The sequence below is a fragment of the Paenibacillus sp. IHB B 3084 genome (assembly GCF_001447315.1).
Classification (GTDB): Bacteria; Bacillota; Bacilli; order Paenibacillales; family Paenibacillaceae; genus Paenibacillus.
In genome coordinates this window covers 1-26310 of the sequence record NZ_CP013204.1, presented here as the reverse complement: position 1 = coordinate 26310, position 26310 = coordinate 1, and the positions used below count along the sequence as shown (strand labels likewise).

Sequence of the window (26310 nt, the reverse complement as noted above, 5' to 3'; positions counted from 1 at the left end):
TCTATTTAGGTACCGTACTGAGCTTGATGCAGACGGCTATATGGACCTTTTACCGCCAGCAATTCTTCATGTCTACCTTGCTCGGCGATTCCCTGATCGGCAACTACGATAATGCGGTCGGCGTTTTTGATCGTTGCCAGACGATGCGCAATAACGAGCGTTGTGCGTCCTTGCGACAACTCCGTCAACGCCTGCTGAATCGCGGCTTCCGTCTCCGTATCCAGTGCGGATGTCGCTTCATCCAAGATGAGAATAGGCGGATTTTTGAGGAACATCCGAGCAATAGACAAACGTTGCTTTTGACCCCCGGACAGCTTCACACCCCGTTCACCAATCATCGTATCTAGACCTTCCGGATAGGAACGAACAAGGTCTTCAATCTGAGCCCGACGGGCAGCATCCCAAATTTCTTCCTCCGAAGCATCGAGCTTGCCATAAGCAATATTTTCACGAACCGTTCCATCAAACAGGAATACATCCTGCTGTACAATACCAATCATGGAGCGTAACGATTCCAGCTTCATTTCACGGATATCCATACCATCAATGGTAATACTGCCTTCCTCCACATCATAGAAGCGTGGCAACAAACTGCAAAGCGTCGTTTTACCTGCTCCTGAAGGGCCGACCAGTGCTACAGTTTCTCCAGCATGAATGGATAGGTCCACTTTACGCAATACCTTGTCTTTGTTTTCATAGCCAAACGTTACACCTGTAAATTGGATCTCTCCATTAAGATGGGTAACCGCCTTGGCCCCAGGCAAATCCTCCACATCCGATTCACTTTCCAACAAATCCAGATATCGACGGAAGCCGGCGATGCCTTTGGGATACGTTTCAATAACGGAGTTAATTTGTTTAATCGGCCCAAGAAATACATTGGACAGCATCACAAACGCGATAAATTCTCCGTACGTCATCTGCCCTTCAATAACAAACCATGTACCGCACACGAGTACAAACAGCGAAACCAGCTTCATCAGGATAAAGCTAATTGAAGAATTCCAGGCCATAATGCGATAAGCGACCAGCTTCGTTTTACGGAAGCGTCCGTTATTTTCAGCAAAACGCTCCATTTCATGTTCTTCATTCGAAAATGCTTGAACGACGCGGATACCGCTGACGTTATTTTCAATACGAGCGTTGTAATCTGCGATATCTGAAAACATACGATGGAAAGCCGCAGACATTTTACGACTGAAATATAAGGACAAGTAAATCATGAGCGGCACAATAATGAACGTCAGCACAGCCAGCTTCCAGTTAATGCCTAGCATGATGCCGAAGGCCCCTCCCAACGTCATCAGCGCGATAAACAAATCTTCGGGTCCGTGGTGAGCAATTTCCCCGATATCCATCAGATCGTTGGTCATACGGGAAACGAGATGCCCTGTTTTGTTATTATCAAAAAAACGGAAGGATTGCTTCTGCACTCGATCAAACAGTTTTTTACGCATGTCCGATTCGATATTAATCCCCAGCTTATGGCCCCAATAGGTAACCACATAATTTAAACCGGCACTAACTACATAAATACCAAGCAGTCCTAGGCAGGCATATAAAATCCACCTCCAGTTCCCGCTAGGCAGCAAATCATCGACCACCCGGTTGACGGCAAGTGGAAAAGCCAGCTCCAGCAGTGCAGCCAGCAAGGCGCAAGAGAAATCAATAATAAACAAAGTCCGGTAAGGACGGTAGTATTCAAAAAAACGTCTCAGCATGTATATGGCTTCTCCCTTCTTATTTGGAGTGATTATTGAGGATCGGTGGAAAGCATGCTAATGGCTTCATCCAGCGATTGGTCGATAGCAAGCGGTGAATACGTAAACCACGGGTCAGCTTTGATGAAATATACTTTGTGATTTTTGACCGCGGGGAGATTTCTCCACAATGCGCTTTGCTCGATCTCCCTCAGCATGCCGTCCTTGCTCGTTTCATCATAAACCAGCATAATAATTCGGTCTCCTGACAGTTCAGGTAACTTTTCCATTGAAATAACTTCATAAACAAAATTAAATCTCGGATCCTTCGCCAGCTTCTGGCGTATGTACTCAGGAGGATTCAATTCCAGCGAGCGGTAAATAACATGTCCTACATTCCGCGCTCCGTATACCCTTAACACATTCTTATCATAGGCCATATAAATCGTAACCGTTTCATCTTTTTTGAATTTTCCAGCCAGCTTTTTCCGTCCTTGGGCAGCTTTTTTGTCAAAGTTAGCGATCCACTGCTCAGCTTCCTTGTCCTTACCCAGTACGGCTGCGACGTTCCGCAGTTGTTTGAATACATCCCCTTCTCCAAAAGAAACGACTACGGTTGGAGCAATTTTCTCCAGCTGCTCCTTCACTTCTGGCGTGGTATATTCTGTTGTGATGATCAGGTCTGGTTGTAGCTCCAGCACCTTTTCTACATTTGTCGGGTTCCCAATATCCGCAACTCCATCAATCTTACCTTTTAAATAGTCGCCTTCCAACAAATGGGAAGCAGCACCTGCAGGCTTAACTCCCAAGGCCAGCATAGCATCCAAATATTGCGTTGTGACGACTCGCTGCGGATTTACAGGGATACTGATCTTATTGCCAGTGGCATCTGTATATACGCGCATGGCAACCGTTTTGGATTGTCCGGATGGGTCATTAGTGCCGATCTTTTCGTTCGACTGGTTGTTGCTAGCTGCGTTTCCGCATGCACCCAATACAACCATCAAAAGAACCACAAGACAAAGCGTGATTCCCCATTTTAATCTGTTACTTTGTTGCATATTATAAGCCCTCCTTAGTTATATATATCGAAAAATGATAGTGATTCTCATTATCATACAATTGTTATTCTATCTTTTACCGTCTCTTCTTACAATACAAAAATAAAAAACTTCCATTAATATTTATGTATCATCACAATAGAAAAACCAAAAAGCCACCTGCTATAAGGTAGCCTCATGGTGTATTGATTTATAAAGTTGGGTTATACACTCGGTTTATTTTTTCTGATCCACTAACTCCAGCTTGGCAGGAATTGATTTTTTCACAGTTTTACCTTGGAGTACATCCTGTGCCGCCCGAACCGCCAATTGTCCAATCAGTTCGGGTTGCTGAGCCACGGTCGCCGTGAGTTTGCCCTCCTTAATAGATTTAAGTGCATCCTCGTTGCCGTCAAAGCCGATCACCGGAATATTTTTACCCGAGCTTTGAATGGCTTCAATTGCCCCAAGCGCCATTTCATCATTATGGGCAAATACCGCCTGAACATCCGGGTTGCCTTGCAGCAGGTTTTCCATGACATTCAAACCTTTGGTCCGGTCAAAATCGGCCGACTGTTTGGCAATAACGTTCAGTTCCTTATCCGCTACTTCGTGGAAGCCTTTGCCCCGTTCACGGGTAGCCGATGCACCTGGTACGCCTTCCAGCTCAATGACCTTTGCACCTTTTCCGACCTGATCGATCACGTATCTGGCAGCCATGCGTCCACCCTCTACATTATCCGAAGCAACAAGCGCTTTTACTTCTCCTTTGTCAGCCGAACGATCCAGCGTAATGACCGGGATGTTCAGAGCGTTCGCGGATTGAACCACCGTAGAGATAGCCGACGAATCTGTCGGGTTAATTAACAACGCATTTACGCCTTGCTGGATCAAATCGTCCACATCATTGCTTTGCTTCGCCGAATCATTTTGCGCATCGACGACAATGACTTGCAATCCTTGTTTTTTGGCTTCTGCAACAACTCCATCTTTGAGAGAGACGAAAAATGGATTATTCAGTGTAGAGATGGACAAGCCTATTTTAATGTCCTTCAAGTCCGCGGCTGCTTTAGGTTTCGCCCATTCAGGCGGTTCCAGAGAACAGCCTGTCATGAGCAGAAGGAGCAGGGCTGTCATAATTAATGTAAGCTTTTTCATATATGTGGTCTCCTTATATACAGATTAGGTGGTTTATGCAGATTTCTTACGGTCAATCAATACAGCAATGGCGATTACAATCCCTTTGACCACCATTTGATAAAAAGAGTTCACACCCAGCAAATTCAAGCCATTGTTCAGCGTCCCGATAATGAGTACACCGATCAACGTACCTACGATTCGCCCCCGTCCGCCTGAAAGGCTTGTTCCGCCCAGTACGACAGCCGCAATGGCATCCAGTTCATAAGAAGTACCTGCTGTCGGCTGCGCCGAGTTCAAACGCGAGGTCAAAATAGCACCCGCCAAAGCAGAGAGCATTCCAGCCAGAGAGTAAATCCAAATTTTCACGCGCGGTACTTTAATACCGGATACAATCGAAGCCTTCTCGTTACCACCGATGGCATACGTTTTGCGTCCAAACGGCGTTTTATGCAAAATGATCCACAATACTGCAAAGGTAATGAGCATCGTAATCGCCGGAACCGGAATGCCAAATTGATAACCACGGCCGAACAATTGAAATACCAGACTGTCTCCGAGTCCTGTAATTGGATTACCGTTGGTATAGACCAGCGTCAATCCTCTAAAAATAGTCATGGTCGCCAATGTGGCAATAAAAGGAGCCATTTTACCTTTGGTGATCATCAAGCCATTAATCATCCCCATGACGCCACCCAGCGCACAGCCAATGATAATCGCCAAAATCGGATCGAAGCCGGCCAGCATCATATTCGCGACAAATGCACTGGATAGAGCTAGGATCGAGCCAACAGACAAATCAATCCCGCCTGTGAGAATCACGAAGGTCATACCAAACGCAATCAGCGCATTAATAGATACTTGGCGCAACAGATTCAGAATATTAAGCGGTTCCAAAAAGCTGGGATTCAAGACCGATACGATGATGACCAAAATAATGAGTCCCAGCAGCGGACCAAGCTTTTGTGTAATTTGCGACATTTGAAAGCCTTTGCCACCTTTAGTTTCATTCATAGTTGTCATATTACTGTCCCCTGTAGCTAACGTCATAATGTGTTCTTGTGTGGCTTCTTCCCTGCTCAGTTCCCCAGTGATTTTCCCCTCATGCACCACGATAATACGATCACTCATGCCGAGCACCTCGGGAAGTTCTGAGGATACCATGATGATCGCTACTCCGCGCTCGGTCAGCTCGTTCATCAACTGGTAGATTTCCCGTTTGGCACCTACATCCACGCCTCTCGTTGGTTCGTCAAGAATAAGTACGCTTGGGCCAATTCCTACCCATTTGGCAATAACCACCTTTTGCTGATTGCCACCTGACAAACTTCGTACCGTCGTTTCGCCTGATTGAGTTTTTATTTGTAAGCGCTTAATTAATGTATTAACAAAATCCAGCTCTTTTTGCCTGAAATAAATCCTTTCGACGTAAAGCTGAACAGATTGGGCAGCACCATGTTTTCCCGGATCGAAAAATCCAGCACCAATCCCTCATCCTTGCGGTCCTCTGTAATAAAGCCGATTCCCAGCTTAACCGCGTCATCCGGCCTGCGGATAGCTACCTTTTTTCCCCGCACATGGATTTCACCGCTATCCAAAGCATCCAATCCAAAAAGCGCTCGCATAATTTCTGTCCGCCCCGAACCCATTAAGCCTGAAAAGCCTACAATTTCCCCGGATCGTACGGTAAAATTCACATTTTTAAATAAACCTTTGTGCGAGGCATTTTTGACCTCCAGCACCACTTCTCCCAACGTAGGCGTTCTCGCCGGATAGCGCTCAGTTAGCTCCCTGCCGACCATTTTCCGGACAACCTCATCAAAATCGGTATCGGGAATCGCTTGGGTATCCACTGTTTTTCCATCACGCATGACGGTAATCCGGTCGCAGATTGCGAATATTTCCTCCATACGGTGTGAAATATACACTATAGAAACGCCTTCTTTTTTCAAGGAAGTAATAACCTCAAACAGCTTTTGAATTTCCCGTTCAGTTAGCGCGGCTGTCGGCTCATCCATTACGATTACTTTGGCATCCGTCATCAATGCTTTGGCTATTTCAATCATCTGCTGTTGACCTACGGAACACTCACCTGCTTCACCATTCAAAGGCAGATGCACTGCAAGCTTAGCGAATTGTTCATTTGCTAGCGCTTTCATTTTGGTGCTATCCAGCAATCCCCACTTGGATGTCATTTCCTTGCCGATAAACAGATTTTCCAGCACTGTCATTTCCGGCCACACATTCAGTTCCTGGTGGATAAAAGCAATTCCCTTTTGCTCCGCCTCTTTAGGGTTAGCAAAATAGGTTTCCTGACCGTCAATGATGATTGTTCCTTCATCACGGCGATGCAGCCCAATTAAAATATTCATCAGCGTTGATTTGCCTGCACCATTTTCACCCATGAGTGCATGAACCTCTCCTTCATGGAGATCAAAATCCACACCACTCAGCACCTGATTGGTTCCAAAGGCTTTGTGAATTCCCTTCATTTGAATCTGCATGCTGTCCCCTCCTTTATATCTAAAATGAACTTATCCAAAATAGGCTTTATCCAAAATAAACCCCGGCCTGCAAAATACAATTGGCAAACGGCTTATTTTCTCCTGTGCGAATGACCACCTTGGCATGACGGGTCAACTCCTTGAATTGCTCATGCGAACAAAACTCAATGGCGGCGGTTTGCGCCGTGATCTGCGAATTTTCTGACTGTTCCCCTGCAAATGTGCGGCTAATATACCGTAAAGCTTCCTTATTCCCCTGTTTAATTTCTTCAGCCAACGTTACCTTTTCGACCACCATGTCTGCTGCGATTACATCAACGACATCCTGAAAGGACGGTACGCCCAATTTGAGAGCCAAATCAATTTTGGAAACGCCTTCAGGAATGGGTAAGCCGGCATCGGCCACGACAATATAGTCCGTGTGACCGAGATCCGACAGTACCTTGGATATATGACTGTTCAGGATTCCATGTTTTTTCATATTATAATTGCTCCTCCACTTCACGCCGCGTTGGCATACCACCCTGTGCCCCAAATTTGGTAACGGACAGCGATGCAGCACGATTGGCGAATTTCACACTGTCTGCCAGCGATTTTCCCTCAGCCAGCGCCACCGCAAATGCAGCGTTAAATGTATCCCCTGCACCTGTCGTATCCACGGCTTCTACTTTATAAGTAGGGACAACGATCTCCTGTTCTCCGTCGAAAAACCGTACACCATTGCTGCCTTCTGTAACAAACAACTTGTTCGGATATTGACGTAGAGCCTCTCGAAGGCTTTGGCCCTTGAACATAATAGCGGCTTCATGCTCATTTGGCGTAATGTATGTTGCGTTCTCAATCACACTTGCTTCCACCTCACGAGCCGGAGCGGGATTCAGCAACAGCGGCACCTGATACTTGGCGCAAATTTTGCTCACGTATACGACCGTTTCCTCAGGTATTTCCTGTTGAATGAGCACCATATCCGAATTTCGGATCACATCGATCGCTTCCTCCACATAGGCTGGAGTTATTTCATTATTCGCTGCTTTTACAACAACAATACTGTTATCACCTTCAGCCAGCACAATATGTGCTGTACCGCTTTCCATATGTGTAACCGGTTTCACATAGCCAACTTGAACATGATTTTCTTCAAAATTCCGTAAAATCTGTTGACCAAAATGATCATCCCCTACGCGTCCAATCATCGTAACGTCCGCTCCGAGACGGGCTGCGGCTACTGCCTGATTGGCTCCTTTCCCTCCGGGCACGGTTGTAAAGCTTTCACCCAGTACCGTTTCTCCTGCACCGGGGCGCTTGGATGAAGTCACTACAAGATCCATAGAGCTGCTTCCGATAATCGTGATTTTAGCCATGATAATCCACCTTTCTGGTCGTTTCCCGTTCAATGAATTTGACGGGCAATTGTATGCTTGAATGAGTAAGTATGCTCGAATGAAGATTAGGTACGCTAGACTTCGTTGCTTGTGACTGTTCAATCAGTTGAATCAGCAAGCCTGCTGCTTCCCATCCCATTTCATAAGCAGGCTGCCGAATAGTTGACAATGGCGGGAATAACAAGCTGCTTAACGGTATATCATCAAACCCGATAATCTGAACATCATCCGGGATTTTTTTTCCTAATCTATGTGCCTCATGCATCACCGCTGTAGCCACAATATCGTTACTCGCAATGACTCCGTCCGTATCCGGATGCTTGCTGAACAGCTCTTTGGCCCACAGCTCGGCTTCCTTGAACGAAAAGGACGTCGTCTTGACGACATGATAAGCAATACTCGATTGCTGAAGTTCTTCAACCGCCCCGCGAAAACGATCCTGTGCCGGACGAATATGCGCCGGCCCCTGCATGACCGTAATTTGTTTGCTACCACGGGTCACGATTTCCTGCGCTGCAAGTCGACCGCCATGAGCACCATCCGCATATACGGAAGGACTGTCATTGGAAGTTCGATCAAGAAAAACGACAGGGATTTTCAACTTGGCGTAGCAATCAGCATTGGGATCATTTGTAGATGAAATGACGCCAACGACATTATTTTGAATAAAGGTATCCATGTAATCCAGTTCTTTTTGCCGATCCTCATCACTATTGCCAAAAATAATTCGAAAATCATTTTCTTGCATTCGATCCTCCACTCCACGAGCTAGCAAGGGAAAGTAAGGATTCGTAATATCCGGTAGAAGCAGGCCGATCAATCTGGATTTCTTTTTGTACAAAGAACGAGCAACTTCGTTGGGTTTGTAATTTAGTTGCTTAACAGCGGCCTCAACCTTGCGGCGTGTATCCTCATGCACATATCCGGTTTCATTAATAACTCTGGATACGGTTGCTACGGAAACGCCTGCAAAGCTGGCGACCTGTTTAATTGTTGTCATTGTGTAGTTTCAACTCCAATGTGTAACCGGTTACACATATAAAATATCACAGCATTTATTTTTTGACAAGCATAAATATTTGCACACAGCAGGTTTTGGTCTTATAATTCTCATTGTAACTGATTAAGTTTCACCTTTGACATTCTAAACGTGAGCTTACTTACTCCCGGTTACTCGATAAAATACGTATACATGGAGGCTTTACCTTATGAATATCGAAGTTTGGTCTGATTATATGTGTCCGTTCTGTTATATCGGCAAACGCCGTTTGGAACAAGTAGTGAAGCAATTCCCGCACCACGATGAGGTGCAATTGACATTTAAGAGCTTTGAGCTGAACCCGGATGCTGTAAAAGATAGTGGTAAAACGATCAATGAAGAGCTGTCAGCCAAATATGGCGTCAGTCTGCAAGAGGCTCAGGCCATGAATGATCGTATGAACGAAAACGCACGCACGGCGGGTCTGCAGTACAATATTCATGCTATGGTGCCAACCAATTCTCTGGATGCTCACCGCTTAACGCTTTGGGCTCAAACACAAGGCAAAATGCTGGAGCTGAGCGAGCGCTTATTCCAGGCTGTGTTCATAGAAGGAAAACATACGGGCGATCATGAAGTGCTGACGGCGCTGGCTGCGGAGGTTGGTTTGGATCGAGACGAAGCCGCTGCCGTGCTGGCCAGTGACCGCTTTACGGACGAAGTTAGAGCTGATGAAGCCGAAGGTGCTGAGTTGGGTGTTCGTGGTGTGCCTTTCTTTGTGTTTGATCGAAAATTTGCTGTTTCAGGTGCTCAGCCAGATGAAGTATTCCATGATGCCCTGCAAAAAGCATGGGACGAACGCTCTCCGTTCACGATGGTAAGTGCAAGCTCCTCCGCAGACGATGCAGGTGGCGTATGCACCGACGACGGTTGTGAGCTGCCACATCGCGAGAACTGATGGGTCAGTGAGCAGCGATTCACAACCTCTTAACGAATTTTCATTAAAAAAGCGTGCCGACATCGGATTAGACCGTATGCTGGCGCGCTTTTTTAATATTTGCTACAATGATTTGATCATCCCGCCATCGACAAGAATGGTACTGCCTGTCAAATAGGATGAGGCTTCGGATGCCAGAAAAGCAACCACTCTGCCGAACTCTTCTGGCTCCCCGTATCGTCCCAACGGAATCCCCTCTTCTGCTTGCTTGCGAACCTGATCCAAAGTTTGCTGAGTCTTCTCGGCCCGATGCTCGTCCAAGCTTCGCACACGATCGGTTGCGATTCTTCCCGGCGCTACGGTATGTACCAGGATATTGTAAGGAGCTAATTCCAGAGACAGTGTTTTCGCCAATCCAGCGACACCCGTACGTAGTGTATTCGAGATAATAAGACCCGGAATCGGCTGCTTAACCGACGAGGATGCAATATTTAAAATTCGGCCGCTTTGTTGTTTTTCATATATGGTAGAGCTTCACGAATTAACCGGATATGACTAAGCAAATTTTGCTCAAAGGCTTGCAGCCAAACTTCATCCGTAAAATCATCAAAGGTTCCCGCAGGAGGCCCGCCCGCATTGTTAACTAAAATATTGACGGTGCCGAACAAATCTGCTGTACGACGGATAGCTTCGGAAATATGTTCAGGTTTCGTTACATCGCAAACCACATATTCGACGCACCCGCTGGCCGTTTCCTGTAGTTCCGCCTGTGTATGTTGAAGCTCCGCTTCGTCCCGTCCCGAAATCACGACATTCGCACCTTCACGTGCCAGCTCCCGTGCGCTTGCCTTGCCAAGCCCTTTGCTGGAGCCTGCAACAAAGGCAGCTTTTCCCGCTAATCCTAAATCCATCTATGCCACTCCCTTTTCTCTGTGTTCTCTATTTAATTGTACACATGAACAGCACGTAAGGCGAGTAGCTTAATAGTATCATGAAGGCTATCTATCTTCTCACCTTTAAAAAGAATACGAAATCATTAATTGCAAGGTAAAACAAAAAAGGCCTGACATTCAGTCATTCAGTCAGGGGCCCTTTTGTTTACAAAATTTTGTTTGTTTACAGCACGTTATGATGTTGATGCAGGTGTTGTTGGTTGCTCGTATACAACAACGGACTGGCTCTCAGGCTCCCATTTAACATTTGTCCCCAAGGCCTCTCCGATTACCCTTACAGGTACCATTGTCGTTCCATCCACTATGGATGCTGGCTGCTCGATAGAATACGGCTGACCGTTAATATATGCTTTCGGACTGTTAACAAATAATTTGACGGACACGCCGTTACGGGTGACAGTAACAGCCTTTTCTTTCGGATCCCAGGAAACCTTTGCATCCAAAGCTTCGGAAGCTGTTCTAAACGGAACAAGTGTGGTCCCATTGCGGTTAATCGGTTTGGCATCGTATTCTTCACCATTCACGAACAGCTTCATACCCGACGGCCGTCCGGCCTTCTTCGAGAATTCACCCAGCTTTTTGTAGCTGTCCAGATCGGACACATTAGCCAGTACCGCCTCCTCCTGCATGTAAACGGCATCTGTCACATTTCCGTTTTCAGCCAGTAGCTCAGCTGCCTCAGTCAGTGCTTTACCAGAATTCCGGATCAATTCAAGTTCAGCAACCTGCTCCGGAGTCAAACGGTCCGGGTATTTCGTAAGCAGCAGATTCGCAATAACCGCTCCTGCCGGCTTATCCTTCGTATTTTCTACCGCGTTAAGCAGACCCTTGTAACCGTTGCGTCCCTTGTGACCATTATGGTCTTTGGACTCCCCGTATGTATCATCCGTTACTGCAACAGGTTCAGTTTTTCTGATTTCTGCGTGTTTGTCTTTTTTACTGTTTTCATCCTTTTTACCGGATGCTTTGTCCTTTTGTTTTTTGGACTGATCATTGTCTGAGTCATGGGGATCGGTTAGCTCTTCCCCGCTCTTTTCATTCCCGTCTTTAACAGACGTCTTTGCTTCCTGTTTGTTCTCCTGATCATTTCCGCGTCCCTGCTTGGCTTCAGCGGTTCCCGCTGCCAATCCCAAGACCAGTATACACACTAGTAAAGCTGTCCAAGTGTTTCTCATGATGCGATTCCTCCTTATAGTAAAGACCGGGCTCAAATGTCCCTAGACGTATTAACGGCTTCTCTAAGCTGATTTTTTATCTTTTCTTTAACTAATGTGTGAGACACCGCTATAGCTGCAGTCCAGATTGCCAACCACTATAAAATTTTATTATACGCCTAACCTATTTGCACAGTATAATGAGAATTACACATGCATTTTTAAGAATCAGCCTTTACATTCGCATAATAGAAAGAAGATGAAACAGACATGTTCGGCACCATTCTTTTGGACGTTGTTTTACCTATTTTTGTACTTATCGGTTTTGGTTGTATCATGCAATATTTTTTCAGACTGGACTTGTACACCTTAGCTAAAATCAATTTTTACTATATCACCCCCGCAGTTGTGTTTACGGGTCTTTATAACTCGGAAATATCCTTAATGCTCATGGGTGAGGTTTCGCTTTTTTATGCCTTGTACATAGCTATTCTGTACGTAATCAGCACAACCGTCGCCAGATCTCTGAAATACAGCCCCGGAATGCGGGGAGCTTTTACAAACAGTGTCATGCTTGATAATTCGGGAAATTACGGTCTACCGATCAATCAGTTAGTATTCAAAGGAGATCCACTGGCTACGTCCGTTCAAGCACTGATTATGACCTTTCAAAGCTTTGTCACCTTTACATACGGTACCTTTGTTGTACAGAACGGCAAGGCCGACACTCGAAAAATTCTGATTAATTTTTTGAAAATGCCGGTTCCTTATGCCCTCGTGCTGGGCTTGCTGCTAAATCTGTTACACAGTCCATTGCCCAATTTACTGGCAGAGCCGTTGAATTATATCAGCCAGTCGATGGTTGCCGTTGCTCTGCTTACCTTGGGAGCGCAAATTGTGCAATATCCCTTTCGTCTGCGGCGTACAGCCGTGTATATCAGTATGGTGCTGCGTCTGATTGCCGGTCCTGCGGTCGGTTTTCTGCTCGTACTCTTGCTTGGGCTTAAAGGGATTCCAGCACAAGCCCTGCTGATTGCATCCGGTATGCCTACCGGTGTTAATACAAGTATTTTGGCTGAGGAATATAAAAATGAACCCGATTTCGCAGCTCAAACGGTACTGCTCTCAACCATTGTGAATGTCATTACGATGACGCTGTTGATTTCAGCATCCCGATACCTTGTTTGATGTTACCTATCGTGCCACTGCGCAGTCGGATAGTGCTTCCCATCGCCACCGCTTCGCTTGTACAGCACCATTCCGCCTACTCCGTTTTTAACGTTCATTTTTCGAGTTCCGCATATATAGAAATGCTTTTGTCTGAGGACAAGAGCATTTCTTTTCTCAAAAAAGAACATACGTTCGTAACAATTCACCTTTTTCTGTTTAAAGTGGTGTGTGTGTTTTATGGAGATTGTATGCGTGAAAGAATAGCTTTTCTATTATGAATTTTTCATATAGTGAAATAATTATAAATGATGTTATTAAAGCTGCTCTATTCGTTGCTGGTTCCAATTTGTCGATGCTCTGTTACCGAAAATGGACTGAGAGTCTACAAGGCCAACAACCCTAAAGCCAGCTCACTCAATCAAGAGTGGCTGACTTTAGGGTTGTTTCATGCTAAATGCTGCAAAGCAGTTTAGCAGCCTTTTGGTAATGGTACCCTTTTCGTTCCGATTGCCCTTACCTTATCAGGATTTAAGGCTCTATCCCCCATTGCTTGCTTCCAGCCAAGTAAGCGATTACCTTAGTGGAATCTTTTAAGCTGGTTGCTGTGGCATCAAAGGAATAATCATCGGTTTGGGTGTAATTGCTCCAGTCCGCTTTGGATATCCGGGTTTGCAGCTCCACACTTTGACCGGGTTCTAAAGAACCCGCACCGGACTTAAAGCCGATTTCCACATAAGAATCTGCTCCCGGTTTAACATTGGATAGTGTTTTGAAGCTGGCGACCACATTCTCAGGACCAATGCTTGACCAATCCGCGAAGAAGTTTTGGGGTTTATCCCCATTTATAGTGTAATAATAACGCAGCGTCACATCCGCAAGGGAAACGGACGAGGTTCCTGTTTTTGTAATTTTAAACTTGGAGCTGATCGTGTTACTTGTTTCAGATACATTACCGTTGAAGGTCTGTACCTTGAGAACACCCTGTTCTGTTCCCGGCTCGCTTGGTGTATTTCCCTTTACTGTCACCGTGAACAGCACATCGCTACCTGCATTAAAATGAAACGTTAGCGCTGTGTCTCCTTTAGGGAGTTTGGACAAATAACTGTTGGAGAAGGTAACCGTTTCTCCATTGATCGTATAATCTTCACCTTTTTCAGCACCACGCTACCCTGCTGGATGGCGTCTAACGTATTACCGCTCAGTGTAAGCTTGACGGAAATATCGGTATTTGCGTTATCCTGTCCATAGGTTGCAGTCGTCGGCGTAATACTAGACTGACCCGCAGATGGCTGATCACCGCTCACACGATCTGCCACCAGAATACCGCGGCCATTTGTTCCCAAATAGGCACGCCCATAAACTCGGGGATCACCGATAATGGTCGTCACCCGTGCATATTGATGCTTGTCGTCATTAATGCGTACCCAGTTTGCGCCAGCATCGTCCGAACGGTAAAATCCGCGTGTACCGTCGATTTACCAACGATGAATACAGTTGCATTGGTACGATTCTGTGCTGCTTTACCAAAGCCTACAAAGTCTGCCTCCTGCACATTAGCGAGCTTGGTGAACGTAACGCCGGAATCCTTGGAATGCCACAAGCCGTATGGCCCTCCATCCTCAGAGCCCCCAGCGAACCATACATCCCCTTCTGCTCCACGTACTGCATCAATATCGGCATTACCTTCTGTTGGTAAGCCTGATACCGCCGAGGCTGTGAACGATACGCCTCCATTGGTGCTGATATATATTTTTCCGGCGGCGAACGCATAGTATTTGTTAGGATTCACCCGGTCTGAGGCAATCTTCGCATTCGCTGGAATCCCTGTACTTGCGGTCCATGAGTTGCCGCCTGTTTTGGAGTAAAATACGCCTTTGTCCGAGGTACTCCAGAGTAAGCCATTACCATCGGCCGCAACAGCTATGCTTCCCCTCCAACTGTGCCGGAAGGCTCACTGTTCGCTTTATACCAGTTTGCTCCGCCATCATTGGAGAAGCCGATGGATTTGGCATTCGGATCTTTTTGGTAATCTGCTTTGCCTACCCGCGCCATAAAAGCTGGATTCAACTCGGCATAATCGATACTTTCACTGCTTGTAAAGTGGGATTATCCAGCATTTTAGCTGGAGCCTTGAACAGATCGTCATGTCTGAAACCAGAGACATCCCCTACTGCGCTCACCAAAGGTGCACCGGTTGGAGGGCTTACAAGATCCAAAATCGCAGTTTCCTCTACCCCCTTAGCTGCTACCGAAATGTCCAGCTTACCGCCCTTGTCCCAGTTCGTCAAATTTTTGGAGCCGTAAATCGTAGCTCCTGTGCCGTATAACATATGGTCTGGATTAAATGGATCAATCTCCAGATCCCCGATCATCCAGCCCAGCTTGGGCGATACTTCCGGCGGAGCAGGGTTGGCATTGAAAGTCAGCCAAGGCGCACCTGATATATCCAAATTGTATTTCAGCTTGCGAGTTGGATAACCATCGAATTCCCAAATGGGGCTCCAGGTTGCCCCGCTGTCGGTGCTGCGATAAATCGTTGCATCCGGCCACCATGAATTCAGCGTAGCCACCATAAGAGTACCCGGCTTCTGAGCGTCTACTGTCAGTCCACCATATCCAAAATAATTATCCGTGCTGCTACTGGCAACAGGACTTATATTGGTCCATTGACCACTGGCTGTATTCAATTTCCACACATCACCCTTTGTCCCGTCATATGGACCTGCTCCATCGCTATAAGAGATGTACAGGTTGCCGTCCGATGACAACACGCCATGATGTGGCAAATAGCCCTTAGGTTGCCCTGCTACAGCAGACCAGGTTGTCCCGCCATCTGTACTGCGATAGACACTTTGATTCTTATCAGCTACCCCACATAAATCGTCTGTGTAGCTTTGCTGGAAGAGCCCGTCTTTTTGTCAAACGTAATCCAGGCCAAACCGACGATATCACTGGTGTACTCATTGGAAGGGTCCTGAACATACGTGCCCGGATTCGGGAAGCTGCTTACCTTGCTCCAGGTTGCCCCGTAATCCGAGCTTTTCCATAGTCCATTACCACTCCGTGCCCCGAAGAACAAAATATTGTTCTTATTGGGATCAATCGTTAGCCTCTCCCCCATCGAGCGGCCTGGCATATTGCCTCCCACCTTAAAAGGAAGCTTCGTTGTCTGCCACGTATTGCCCCGGTCGGTTGACCGCATAATCTGTCCGTTTTGCTTGTCCCATGAATTGGTATACGTACCTGTAGCTATATATACACGATTTGGATCAACAGGATCGGTCGCCAACGCATCCACGCCATTTTTGTTCCAGTCTTCCCAGCCCACAGAATCCGTCAACGGAATCCAGCTCTCGTCAGTGGGGTTCCAGCGGTAAGCACCTCCAATATCCGTACGGGCATAGATCAGATTTTTTTCCTTCTCATTAAAAATGATACCGGGTACAAAACCGCCACCTCCACCCGTGACCACACTCTTCCAGGTATACTCATCACTTGGAGCGGCATGTGTCGGCGCTATCAATCCCGTCCAGGAAGCACCCGCTACCACTAACGCCAGACACGCGATCCTAAACCTGCTTTTTGCCTTCGTCATTGAATTTAACCTCCTTCTCCATTTTCATTTGAATATGCGAGTCATTTCCAGATGAAAGAAATCAGCCGATTCCGGATTCGTTCCTATCATTGTATCTCCAACCAACATAGTCTGATCAATGCTTCTCTCGGCCTCACCTCCAGTCGTTATCAATAAAATGCAATAGAAATCACTTTATATAAAGCGCTTACATTTTATCTTGCTCAATAGATTCGTCATCTTTTTCTCGGTTCCTTGTGTAAAAAATCAAGATTATGTTAATATCATCACTTGCTCCGCGGCTTACAATGTAGGGTTGATCCTTCTCCTGGGCGTTGATACCTTTTATATATTACTATTATGAATTTTTCATATATTGAAATAATTACTTTATTTCTCATTCTTTAACCCCCGTCAAAATACTTTGATATACGCCAAAAAACCGCGCTATGCGCGGTTCCGGCTTCTGTGAATGCCAACGGTAAATATTAAATATATCCTTTATTATTGCAAATATTCAAGCGCCAGTGCCAAAAATATGTGGCCTGACACAAGCAATGCACGTTCATCAAAATCAAAATGAGGATGGTGGTGAGCATAATGTGTTCGTTCATCCTCATTACGCGCCCCGACATGAATGAAGGCTCCCGGTCGCTGCTCCAAATAATAAGCAAAATCCTCTGCTCCCATGACCGGCTTCAGATCCAGAAAAGCGTCAGCTCCATACAGCCTGCCGACAAGCTCGCGTACACGTTCGGTTTCGGCTTCAGCATTTACTAAAGAAGGATAGCCATTCAGATAGTCAATTTCATATCCTGCATGATAAGCCTCAGTCAAACCCTTGACAATACTGCGGATTTCATTCTCGACCTCCTTGCGCACTTCTTTATTGAACGTACGCACGGTCCCTTCGATTTTAGCCTTATCCGCAATAACATTGAAGGCGGTTCCCGCCTGAAAAACACCAATGGTCAGCACCGCTGATTCAATAGGGTCCACCCTGCGACTGACCACCTGCTGCAATCCGTTCACAATTTGGCTACCGATGACAATAGAGTCTACCGTCTGATGCGGTCGCGCGCCATGCCCGCCTTTACCGTTGATCTGGATCGTAAATGCGTCGACAGCCGCCATCGCAGGCCCACTCTTTAATCCAATTTTACCAAGTGGAATTTCAGATGCGAGGTGAATACCATATACCGCCTCTACCCCATCCAAACAGCCATCCTCAATCATAAACTTGGCTCCGCCGGGCGGTTTTTCTTCCGCATGCTGAAAAATAAACACGAGCTTGCCCTTCAGAGCCTCCCGGTTATAGCTTAATACACGTGCTACTCCTAGTAGCGCAGCCGTATGGCCATCATGTCCACAAGCATGCATAACACCGGGAACCGTGGATTTATAGGGCGCATCCTTTTCATCCTGAATAGGAAGCGCATCAAAATCGGCACGAAATGCGATCGTTCTGCCTGGTTGGCCGCCCTCCAAAAACCCGAGCACGCCGTTCCCGCCCACATTCGTTCTCACCTCAATGCCAAAAGATCGCAATTGATCGGCGATAAATACAGACGTATTCGTTTCTTCAAAAGAAAGCTCGGGATGCTGATGCAGATGTCTTCTCCACGCAATCAGGTCTTGCTCACCGTCTTTCAATTCCTGAACCCATTTCTCTAGCATACCCTCTTTTCCTATTGAATTTATTTAATTATATGTTTATCTTACCATGAATTTACTATAGAATCTTCTATCCTGCCCATAACAAGCCAAAGAAGATATGTCTTTGATTTAGGTCGGGTAGTGACAAGCGGCATAATGTCCTGTGCCAATCGCTGTCAGTTCCGGCGCTTCCTCACGGCAAAGCGAGGTCGCCAGCGGACAACGAGTATGAAAACGACAACCGGACGGTGGCTTCGCAGGCGAAGGAATCTCACCTTGTACCGTAATCAGCTTCCGTCGGTTTTTCGGATTCAGATTGGGTATGGAAGCAACAAGCCCTCGGGTATAGGGATGTGCCGGATGCCGGAAAATCTCCTCGCTTGGCGCAATTTCTACGAGCTTACCCAAGTACATGACCCCAATCCGGTCCGATATATGTCGGACAATGTGCAATCCGTGCGCAATAAACAAATAGGTCGTATCCAGCTTGCGCTGTAAATCCTGAAGCAGATTGACAATTTGCGCCTGAACAGAAACATCCAAAGCCGAAACTGCCTCATCCGCCAAAATAAACTGCGGTTGCAGCGCAATTGCACGAGCAATCCCGATCCGCTGGCGCTGGCCTCCCGAAAATTCATGCGGAAACCGCGTGATCAGCGAAGGCGACAATCCGACTGCACTCAGCAGTTTCTCGACTCGTTCCCGTTTGGCCTTGCCATTCAGCCCTTCATGAACCGCAAGCGGTTCACCGATAATACCCCCCACATTCCAACGCGGATCAAGCGACCCGTAAGGGTCTTGAAAAATCATCTGCATATCACGGCGGGCAGATCGTAATTCGAAATTCCCTAACTTTGTCAGCTCCCGATCCTGAAACCATACCTGCCCTGAGGTTGGGCGTTCCAACTGCATCAGAAGGCGGCCCAAAGTAGACTTACCACTGCCGGATTCGCCGACTAGTCCAAAGGTTTCACCCTGTCGGATCGAAAACGATACATCATCCACCGCCCGGATGAAAGCACCTGCCCGACCGGGAAAGCTTCTTTTCACCGGATAATACTTGCGAAGTCCATCCACCCGAAACAAATTCTGCTTGTCATTCCCTGTGCCTGCAACAGTTACATTAGATTTTGCAGATTCCTTTACCTGTACGCCATCACCGCTCACTTTGCCCCCATCAACAGCAGATACATACGTCACTTCTTCCTTTACTTCTGCCGCTTCTTCAACAGCATCTGCCGAGACTCGCCCTTCCAGAGATACCTCTGAAATACGCCAATCACCGGACGCAGCCAACTGCTCCGAATGCCAGCAAGCTACCTCACGTCCATTCTTGGCAGCCAAGGGAGGGGCTTCGTTTTTGCATTGATCCGTCGCATGCGGGCAACGCGGGTGGAACAAGCAGCCGGACGGCAAAGCGCTCAGGCTGGGGATGGCCCCCGGGATCGAAAACAGCTTGCTGCTGCGATCTGTATCCAATGTTGCCACCGAACGAAGCAAACCTCTTGTGTACGGGTGCAGCGGCAGCTCGAACAGCTCTTCCGTTGTGGCCTGCTCCACGACTCGCCCGGCATACATCACGACAATTCGATCCGCAACCTCCGCCGCAATACCCAAATCATGCGTAATTAGCAGAATCGACATGTTGAATTCCACCTTTAATTCCTGAAGCAACTGCAAAATTTGCGATTGAATCGTTACATCCAGCGCTGTCGTCGGTTCATCCGCAATCAGCAGTTCAGGGCCACATGACAGCGCCATCGCAATCATCGCCCGTTGCAGCATCCCGCCGGACAGCTCTCCTGGATACTGCTTCATACGGATTTCCGGCTCAGGAATCCCTACCCTGTTCAGCAAATGAACCGCATGAGCCCACGCCTGCTTCCGTGTCTTCCGATCGTGCTCCATAATGATTTCCATCAGTTGATATCCAATGGTGTACACCGGATCAAACGCCGCCATCGGCTCCTGAAATACCATCGCCATCTTTTTGCCGCGAAGTGAGCGTAATTCCTGCTGCGACAAAACAGTCAAATCTATGCCCTTCAACCGTATTTGTCCTTGGGCAATTCGTCCGTTCTCATAATCGATCAGCCGCATAATCGCCTTGGAGGTAATCGTTTTTCCGCTACCGGATTCACCAACGAGGCAGACCGTTTCCCCCGCCCCGATCGTCAGCGATACGTTGTCGAGTGCTTGCAGCAAACCTTTTTTAGTGTGAAAGTCGACCGACAAATGTTCTATCTCCAGCAATGATGACAAACGAACTCCCTCCTTCTATAGCTTTAACGAATAGGCTTCCTGAATGCTAGTTTGCGTTCTTTTTCGGGTCCAGCTCATCTCTCAGCTTGTCGCCCAAAATATTGACCGACAGCACAAACAACGTAATGGCTAGACCAGGAAAGGTGCATATCCACCAAGCTACCGTCAAATACCCGCGTCCCTGAGACAATACTGTTCCCCAATCCGGAATTTCCTTTACCGTGCCAAGCCCCAGAAAGCTTAATCCCGATCCGGACAAAATAGCGCTGCCGATTCCGAGCGTCGCCATCACGAGCAAAGGTGACAAAGAATTAGGAAGCACATGCCGCCAAAAGATGCCGAAAGGTGTAACTCCGATGGAGCGTGAAGCCGTGACGTAAGATCGTCCTTTTATACTCATAATCTGTCCCCGCATGACTCTTGCATAACCCGGAACAGCAGAAATGGCTACCGCCAGTACGATATTAAACAAGCTCGGCCCAAGAGCCGCCGCAATCGCCAAAGCCAGCAAAATGCCAGGAATAGTCATCAAAATATCAATAAATCGCATCAGCACCGTATCCACGATACCGCCGATGTAGCCCGACAGCGCTCCGATGATTCCACCGGCCAGCCCACCGACGAGCACCGACATAAAGCCGATGAACAGGGAATCCCTACTTCCGTAAACGACCAGACTGAATACATCCCGTCCAAAATAGTCGGTTCCGAACCAGTGAGCAGCGCTTGGGCTCTGTAAAATCTGGTCGCTTAACATTTCTGTTGGCTCATAGGAAGCAATCCATTGCGGAAACGCCGTACAGGCGATCACGAACACAATAATTAGCCCTGCCGCATATACGAATCCATCCGACACTCCTCCGAACCGTAACCTTCCGGTTTTCCGAACAACCCGCTGCTTTCTTTCCTTCCAGACTGTTTTGGCCGCCATCGTTTCTCTCAACTGTCTTCCTCCTCCCTTATTCCTGCCGACTTACGCCGAGCGTCTAACCCTCGGATCAATGAATGTATAAGATATATCCACCAATAGATTTACGATCACGTACATGATAGCAGAGAACAACACAACTCCCTGCACAACTGGTAAATCCTTAGCCATAATCGCATCCGCAATTAAACGCCCAATACCTTGTCGCGAAAATACCGTCTCACTCACAACTGCTCCGGCCAGCATTTCTCCCATCAGCATCCCGATCATCGTTATCGCAGGAATCAACGCATTACGCAGTGCATGGCGATACATAATGACCTTCTCCGATAAACCTTTGGAACGGAGCGTAACGATAAACTGCTCATTAATGACCTCCAGCATACTGTTGCGTACCATTCTAACAATGAACCCCGCACCGACAATGCCCAAAGTGAGAGACGGAAGCACAAGTGTTTTCCAGCCGTCCGAGCCCATTGCAGGCAGCCACCCCAAATGAATGGAGAAAATAAGCAACAGCAGAATTCCTGACCAGAATGTGGGCATGGAAATGCCGAACAATCCGACGATTCGCGCGATGATATCTATTGGCTTATTCCGATGAATGGCCGACAGCACTCCAAGCAGAACACCGATGATGACCGAAATAGCAGAACCGGCAAGCGTCAACGCCAATGTAGGCGGGAGATTGACCCATATTTTAGGTAGCACCGGATCAGCATTGAGGAGTGATTTTCCAAAATCACCTTGTAGCAGATTTCCGAAATAGTTCAAAAACTGAACATGAAAAGGCTGATCCACTCCCAACTTATGACGCAAATTGGCGATCATTTCTGGCGTGGCCGTCGAAGGGTCCAGAATAGAATCCACCGGGTCCCCCGGAAGCAGATATAAAATACTGAACACCAGAATACAAGAACCCACAATCACCAACAAAGAGGTAACCAGTCGTTCTGCAACAGCTCTGATCATGAAGCACACTCCTTTCCGTCTGGATGGCTCGCCAGAAATAATTTAGCCATACTATTTTTGAATGCGCACATCGTTGAACAGCGGATAACCCACTAAATCGAATTTGAGACCTTGCACCGACTTGGCGGCTCCAACGGTATAAGGGAATACATAAATCGGAATGATAACGGCCTGATCACGGATCAATTGTTGTACCTTTTTGTAAATTCCCTCCCGCTTGGCATCATCCTTTTCAATAGCGCCCTGCTCTAACAGCTTATCGACCTCAGGATTGGAGAAGTTAGGCAGTGTAGGCCGCTGATTCGGAGCCGCTGTGTGGTAAAAAGCATATAACGCGTTCGGGTCCACATTGACCTGGCTATTCCCGTAGAAATCATAGTTTCCGTTCGTATATACAACCGTTGCAACATCCTTGGTAATTTCAATCTTCACATCAACACCGATTTTCTTCAGCTGCTGCTGAATAATGGCTGCAATGTCGTTGCGTTTTTCACGGTTCGGCGTGCCGTCTACATAATGCAGCGTCAGACGTTTTCCATCCTTCACTCGGAAACCATCCGCACCTTTGACCCAACCCAGTTCATCCAGCAACTGATTGGCTTTGTTAGCATCCGGCTGCAAGCCGTTTTCTAGTGATTTATCATATCCAAAAATACCCGGAGTGAGTGGCGACCAAGCCTGCTCATAGGTACCCAGGTAAAGCGTTTTGACAATCGTCCCTACATCAACACCGTATTGCAACGCCTGTCTGGCCTTCAATTCATTCCACGGTGCCTTCTTTTGGTTAATGAACAGCGTGTATGGTAAACCCAGGGTATTGACCTGCAGCAATTGAAAATCAGGGTCACTCTTCAGCGTTAAAATATTTTGCGGCGGAACTGTTTCTGCGGCCAATGCCTGCCCGCTCTGCACACTGCCGATCCGTGTCGCTTCCTCCGGCACGATTTTAAAGGTCACGCTATCCAAATACGGCGCTCCCTTATTCTCGACAGTTTCCGGTGCCCATTTGTAATCCGGGTTACGTTCGATTTTGATTTCTGCATTTTCGTCCCACTTTACAAACTTAAACGGGCCTGTGCCCACCGGATGCTTGCCGAATTGATCTCCATATTTTTCGACTCCTGCAGGAGAAACAATGGCTACTGCCGGAATACTTAAATTGCTCAAAAATGCCTGCGATGGTCGTTTCAGATTCAGCTTAATCGTGTATTCGTCTATCACTTGTGAGGATTCATACGGGGCCAGCAAGTTAGCAGCATTACCAACTACAGCTTGCGGATCAATAATCCGGTCATAGCTGAATTTGACTGCTTTCGCATTAAACGGAGTTCCGTCATGGAACTTGACGTCCTTGCGCAGCTTGAACGTATAGCTTTTGCCATCCTCGGAAACGCTCCATTCGGTCGCCAGCCAAGGCTTAATTGTATTATCCGGCAGCTTTACAACCAAATTGTCGAATATCCCCCGATACACCCGGGATGCTACCGCCAAGCCACTCTTATGCGGGTCCAGTGAATCCGGCGATGTCGCCAGCGCATAGGTCAGGTCCCCACCTTCTGCGGCTTGCCCGCCTCCCGCTGCATTTGCCCCGGTATTCGTAGAATTCGCTCCTCCATTGCCTGAGCATGCCGATAATACCAGCATCAGCGACAGGGTTAGAGCTAACATTTTCGCATATCGACTTGTTTGTTTCACCTGTAAAACACTCTCCGTTCTCGTGGGTAATTTTATGAATGCATTGCATATTTGAGGCCGATGTTACATTGCTGATAATTCCAATCAGATATATATGAATTGTACAAATAACTGTATACCCGTGTTTTTATAGTGTCAATGCAAGTTCTAATTGGAATGATCTATGGATAGATAGAAGACTTAAATTGACAACGCAAAAAAGAGCCGACAGGAATGCTCTCCCCGACTCTTTTTCGTTGCTAATTACAATTTTGAATTTTTCAGGTATTGAAAAACTGACTTATATTCCCTCGTACCGGATGAGTCTGCTCCCTGTACTCCCCATCCGTATAACTGCCAATCACCTTACGCCAAAAGGACTGCGCTGGCCTGTTCGTGCTCATCTGCGTCACCTTCCAACGCCCAGCAAAACGTCCAAACAGCTCATGAGCCGCCCACGTCCCGACCCCATTATGCCGATAAGGACGCAGCACAAAAAACTCAGCCATGTAGTAGTCAGCCTCCCGATTGCTGGACATTCGGTCAACCAGCGCAAAACCTACGGGAACGTCCTGCCTCCAGATCAGAAAAGGTAGCTTCTGTTCACCGCTTGTCCAGTATTGATACAAGTCCGGGTAAGCCGGGAATGTGCCGTTTTCAGTAACATCAATTCGAAGATAAGCTGTAAAATCATATAAATAAAATTGCATGAGCTGCACAATAATGTCCCTCTGCGACTCCGGAACACTTTTGATGGACAGCTTCAATTCCGACTGAATGTCATACCCCATACTTTCACCTCTCTTGGCAGATCAGTTCGTTCTTTACTTTGATTTGCATTCCATCTTCCCTTCCATCCGATGCTGTTCAAAATATGCTAAAATACATATATTATGACCGGACGAGGTGGAACCCAATGAATATACAAAAGATTATCGACCGGCGCAAACTGGACGAAAAAATGCCGGGATTACCATGGTATGTGCAGCAATTTATGGATTACAAGCTGCCCGACCTGTCCCCCTCCACATTGCTGGAATATGTACGGGATTACGAAGCTTTTTTTACATGGCTTCGCTCAGAAGGCTTGTCTGCCGGAGAGACGAACGCCCAAGTTACGCTGGAAGAATTGGAGACGCTCCATATGGATAGTATTACGGGCTACCGTTTGTTCCTATCGACTAAGCGTGAAGGCTCCAACTCCCGTATTACGATTTCACGTAAGCTATCGTCCCTGCGTTCCCTTTTTCATTATTTGAGCCAGATCGCTGAGGATGAAAACTTTTATCCTTTGCTCAAACGCAACATTATGGCCAAAGTCGAAATCAAGCGCATACATAAACCCAAGGACACGGCCGCCAAGCTCAAAGGAAAGATACTGGAGGAGGAAGAGCTGCTTGATTTTATCGGCTATATTTATGAAGGCTATGGACAGGATTTGGCCGATAACAAGCAGGCACTGTACTCCTATGAACTGAACAAGGAACGGGACGCCTGCATTGCCAGTCTCATTCTAAACTCGGGCCTGCGCGTATCTGAAATCGTCAATCTGAATATGGACGATCTGGATGTAAACAATAAATTACTATATGTGTATCGTAAAGGCAACAACGACGAAACCTTTAAAACGCCAGTATATTTCCGCGAGCAGTCCAAAGATGATCTGGCACTCTATTTATCCCTGCGGCATATCCGTTATCGCGCACCCAAAAAGGAAAAGGCGCTCTTTGTCGCACGTCCCAACGGCAGTACAGAAGGCAAACGGATGACTAAAAGAGCGATTCAGGCGATGATTATCAAGTACGCCAAACGGTTCGGCAAACCTTACCTGACTGTTCACAAGCTCCGTCATTCCTTTGCCACCGACTACTATTTGCAAAACGATATTTACAAAACGAAGGAACAGCTCGGCCATGCTTCGACGGAAACGACGGAAGTCTATGCCCATCTGACCGACAAGACCATGTCCCAAGCGATTGAACGACGGGTGGAGACTCAAACCGACTCAGCCGATTGATGTCTCAGCCCTACTCATCCCGGACTCCTTCTCTCTGCTTCTGAATCTGTCCAAGTAACCAGCGGCCTGCCGGGCCGTTGGCATCGGCGGGAAATGTCTGTATCGTTTTATCTGAAAAGTGGCTCTGTGCCCAACCCGTATGATCTTCCCAAACCGCTACTCCCTGTACATTTGTCAGTTCAGTGGTAAGCTGGGCATCCGATTGTTCCCGCACCATCACCAGCTTTGGATAATGCTCTTGTTTAAAGCCTTCCAGCAACACGCAGTCGTA

The 26310-nt window shown here is 47.1% G+C and carries 18 protein-coding genes and 3 pseudogenes; 3 read left to right on the top strand and 18 right to left on the bottom strand.

Features of this window, described 5'->3' with window-relative positions; genetic code table 11:
• Positions 1–5 precede the first annotated feature (5 nt).
• The 8 genes and pseudogenes from ASL14_RS25620 to ASL14_RS25585 form a co-directional block, all read right to left on the bottom strand.
• Positions 6–1721: an ABC transporter ATP-binding protein gene (locus ASL14_RS25620; protein ID WP_134914653.1), complete on the bottom strand. Its 1716-nt coding sequence runs from the start codon at positions 1719–1721 to the stop codon at positions 6–8.
• Between the two features lie 32 nt (positions 1722–1753).
• Complete coding sequence (locus tag ASL14_RS25615; protein WP_134914652.1) at positions 1754–2761, bottom strand: ABC transporter substrate-binding protein; 1008 nt, start codon at positions 2759–2761, stop codon at positions 1754–1756.
• A 216-nt stretch (positions 2762–2977) separates the two neighbouring features.
• Positions 2978–3898 carry a ribose ABC transporter substrate-binding protein RbsB gene (gene rbsB / locus ASL14_RS25610; protein ID WP_134914651.1) on the bottom strand — a complete coding sequence of 307 codons (921 nt, stop codon included), beginning with the start codon at positions 3896–3898 and terminating at the stop codon, positions 2978–2980.
• 33 nt (positions 3899–3931) lie between these two features.
• On the bottom strand, positions 3932–4900 hold the full coding sequence (gene rbsC, locus ASL14_RS25605) for a ribose ABC transporter permease RbsC (protein WP_014281544.1): 969 nt from the start codon (positions 4898–4900) through the stop codon (positions 3932–3934).
• 9 nt (positions 4901–4909) lie between these two features.
• Positions 4910–6381, bottom strand: a pseudogene (locus ASL14_RS25600) (sugar ABC transporter ATP-binding protein); the annotation flags it as partial.
• Positions 6382–6427: 46 nt separating this feature from the next.
• Complete coding sequence (gene rbsD, locus ASL14_RS25595; protein ID WP_134914650.1) at positions 6428–6862, bottom strand: D-ribose pyranase; 435 nt, start codon at positions 6860–6862, stop codon at positions 6428–6430.
• A gap of 1 nt (position 6863) precedes the next feature.
• On the bottom strand, positions 6864–7742 hold the full coding sequence (rbsK, locus tag ASL14_RS25590; RefSeq protein WP_134914649.1) for a ribokinase: 879 nt from the start codon (positions 7740–7742) through the stop codon (positions 6864–6866).
• Positions 7735–8763 carry a LacI family DNA-binding transcriptional regulator gene (locus ASL14_RS25585; RefSeq protein ID WP_134914648.1) on the bottom strand — a complete coding sequence of 343 codons (1029 nt, stop codon included), beginning with the start codon at positions 8761–8763 and terminating at the stop codon, positions 7735–7737. The genes rbsK and ASL14_RS25585 overlap by 8 nt, the downstream gene beginning before the upstream one ends.
• 208 nt (positions 8764–8971) lie before the next feature.
• Here ASL14_RS25585 and ASL14_RS25580 point away from each other — a divergent pair, with 208 nt between their 5' ends.
• A complete protein-coding gene (locus ASL14_RS25580; protein ID WP_134914647.1) occupies positions 8972–9700 on the top strand; it encodes a DsbA family oxidoreductase in 729 nt (242 codons plus the stop codon).
• Positions 9701–9802: 102 nt separating this feature from the next.
• Here ASL14_RS25580 and ASL14_RS25575 read toward each other — a convergent pair.
• Together ASL14_RS25575 and ASL14_RS25570 are read right to left on the bottom strand one after the other, a co-directional pair.
• A pseudogene (locus ASL14_RS25575) lies at positions 9803–10590 on the bottom strand (SDR family oxidoreductase).
• A 215-nt stretch (positions 10591–10805) separates the two neighbouring features.
• Complete coding sequence (locus ASL14_RS25570) at positions 10806–11807, bottom strand: copper amine oxidase N-terminal domain-containing protein (protein WP_134914646.1); 1002 nt, start codon at positions 11805–11807, stop codon at positions 10806–10808.
• Positions 11808–12056: 249 nt separating this feature from the next.
• Between ASL14_RS25570 and ASL14_RS25565 the strand changes: the two genes are divergently transcribed.
• Positions 12057–12974, top strand: a complete 918-nt coding sequence (locus ASL14_RS25565; protein ID WP_134914645.1) for an AEC family transporter — start codon at positions 12057–12059, stop codon at positions 12972–12974.
• A gap of 510 nt (positions 12975–13484) precedes the next feature.
• On the opposite strand, the pseudogene ASL14_RS25560 reads toward ASL14_RS25565, so the two are convergent.
• The 7 genes and pseudogenes from ASL14_RS25560 to ASL14_RS25530 form a co-directional block, all read right to left on the bottom strand.
• Positions 13485–16551: pseudogene (locus ASL14_RS25560) on the bottom strand (X2-like carbohydrate binding domain-containing protein).
• A 483-nt stretch (positions 16552–17034) separates the two neighbouring features.
• Positions 17035–18207 carry a M20 metallopeptidase family protein gene (locus ASL14_RS25555; RefSeq protein WP_134914644.1) on the bottom strand — a complete coding sequence of 391 codons (1173 nt, stop codon included), beginning with the start codon at positions 18205–18207 and terminating at the stop codon, positions 17035–17037.
• A 108-nt stretch (positions 18208–18315) separates the two neighbouring features.
• Positions 18316–20448: an ABC transporter ATP-binding protein gene (locus ASL14_RS25550; RefSeq protein ID WP_134914643.1), complete on the bottom strand. Its 2133-nt coding sequence runs from the start codon at positions 20446–20448 to the stop codon at positions 18316–18318.
• 46 nt (positions 20449–20494) lie between these two features.
• Positions 20495–21391: an ABC transporter permease gene (locus ASL14_RS25545; protein WP_134914642.1), complete on the bottom strand. Its 897-nt coding sequence runs from the start codon at positions 21389–21391 to the stop codon at positions 20495–20497.
• Positions 21392–21421: 30 nt separating this feature from the next.
• Positions 21422–22348: an ABC transporter permease gene (locus ASL14_RS25540; RefSeq protein ID WP_134914641.1), complete on the bottom strand. Its 927-nt coding sequence runs from the start codon at positions 22346–22348 to the stop codon at positions 21422–21424.
• A 51-nt stretch (positions 22349–22399) separates the two neighbouring features.
• Positions 22400–24016: an ABC transporter substrate-binding protein gene (locus ASL14_RS25535; RefSeq protein ID WP_134914705.1), complete on the bottom strand. Its 1617-nt coding sequence runs from the start codon at positions 24014–24016 to the stop codon at positions 22400–22402.
• Between the two features lie 287 nt (positions 24017–24303).
• Positions 24304–24813, bottom strand: a complete 510-nt coding sequence (locus ASL14_RS25530; protein ID WP_134914640.1) for a GNAT family N-acetyltransferase — start codon at positions 24811–24813, stop codon at positions 24304–24306.
• A gap of 125 nt (positions 24814–24938) precedes the next feature.
• Here ASL14_RS25530 and xerS point away from each other — a divergent pair, with 125 nt between their 5' ends.
• The gene (xerS, locus tag ASL14_RS25525) at positions 24939–26039 is read left to right on the top strand and encodes a tyrosine recombinase XerS (RefSeq protein ID WP_134914639.1); all 1101 of its coding nucleotides are present in this window, start codon (positions 24939–24941) and stop codon (positions 26037–26039) included.
• Between the two features lie 10 nt (positions 26040–26049).
• Here the strand turns inward: xerS and ASL14_RS25520 are convergent, their stop codons facing one another.
• Positions 26050–26301 (bottom strand): P-loop NTPase family protein, encoded by a 252-nt coding sequence (locus ASL14_RS25520; protein ID WP_189338288.1) that lies wholly within the window; start codon positions 26299–26301, stop codon positions 26050–26052.
• Between the last annotated feature and the right edge of the window lie 9 nt (positions 26302–26310).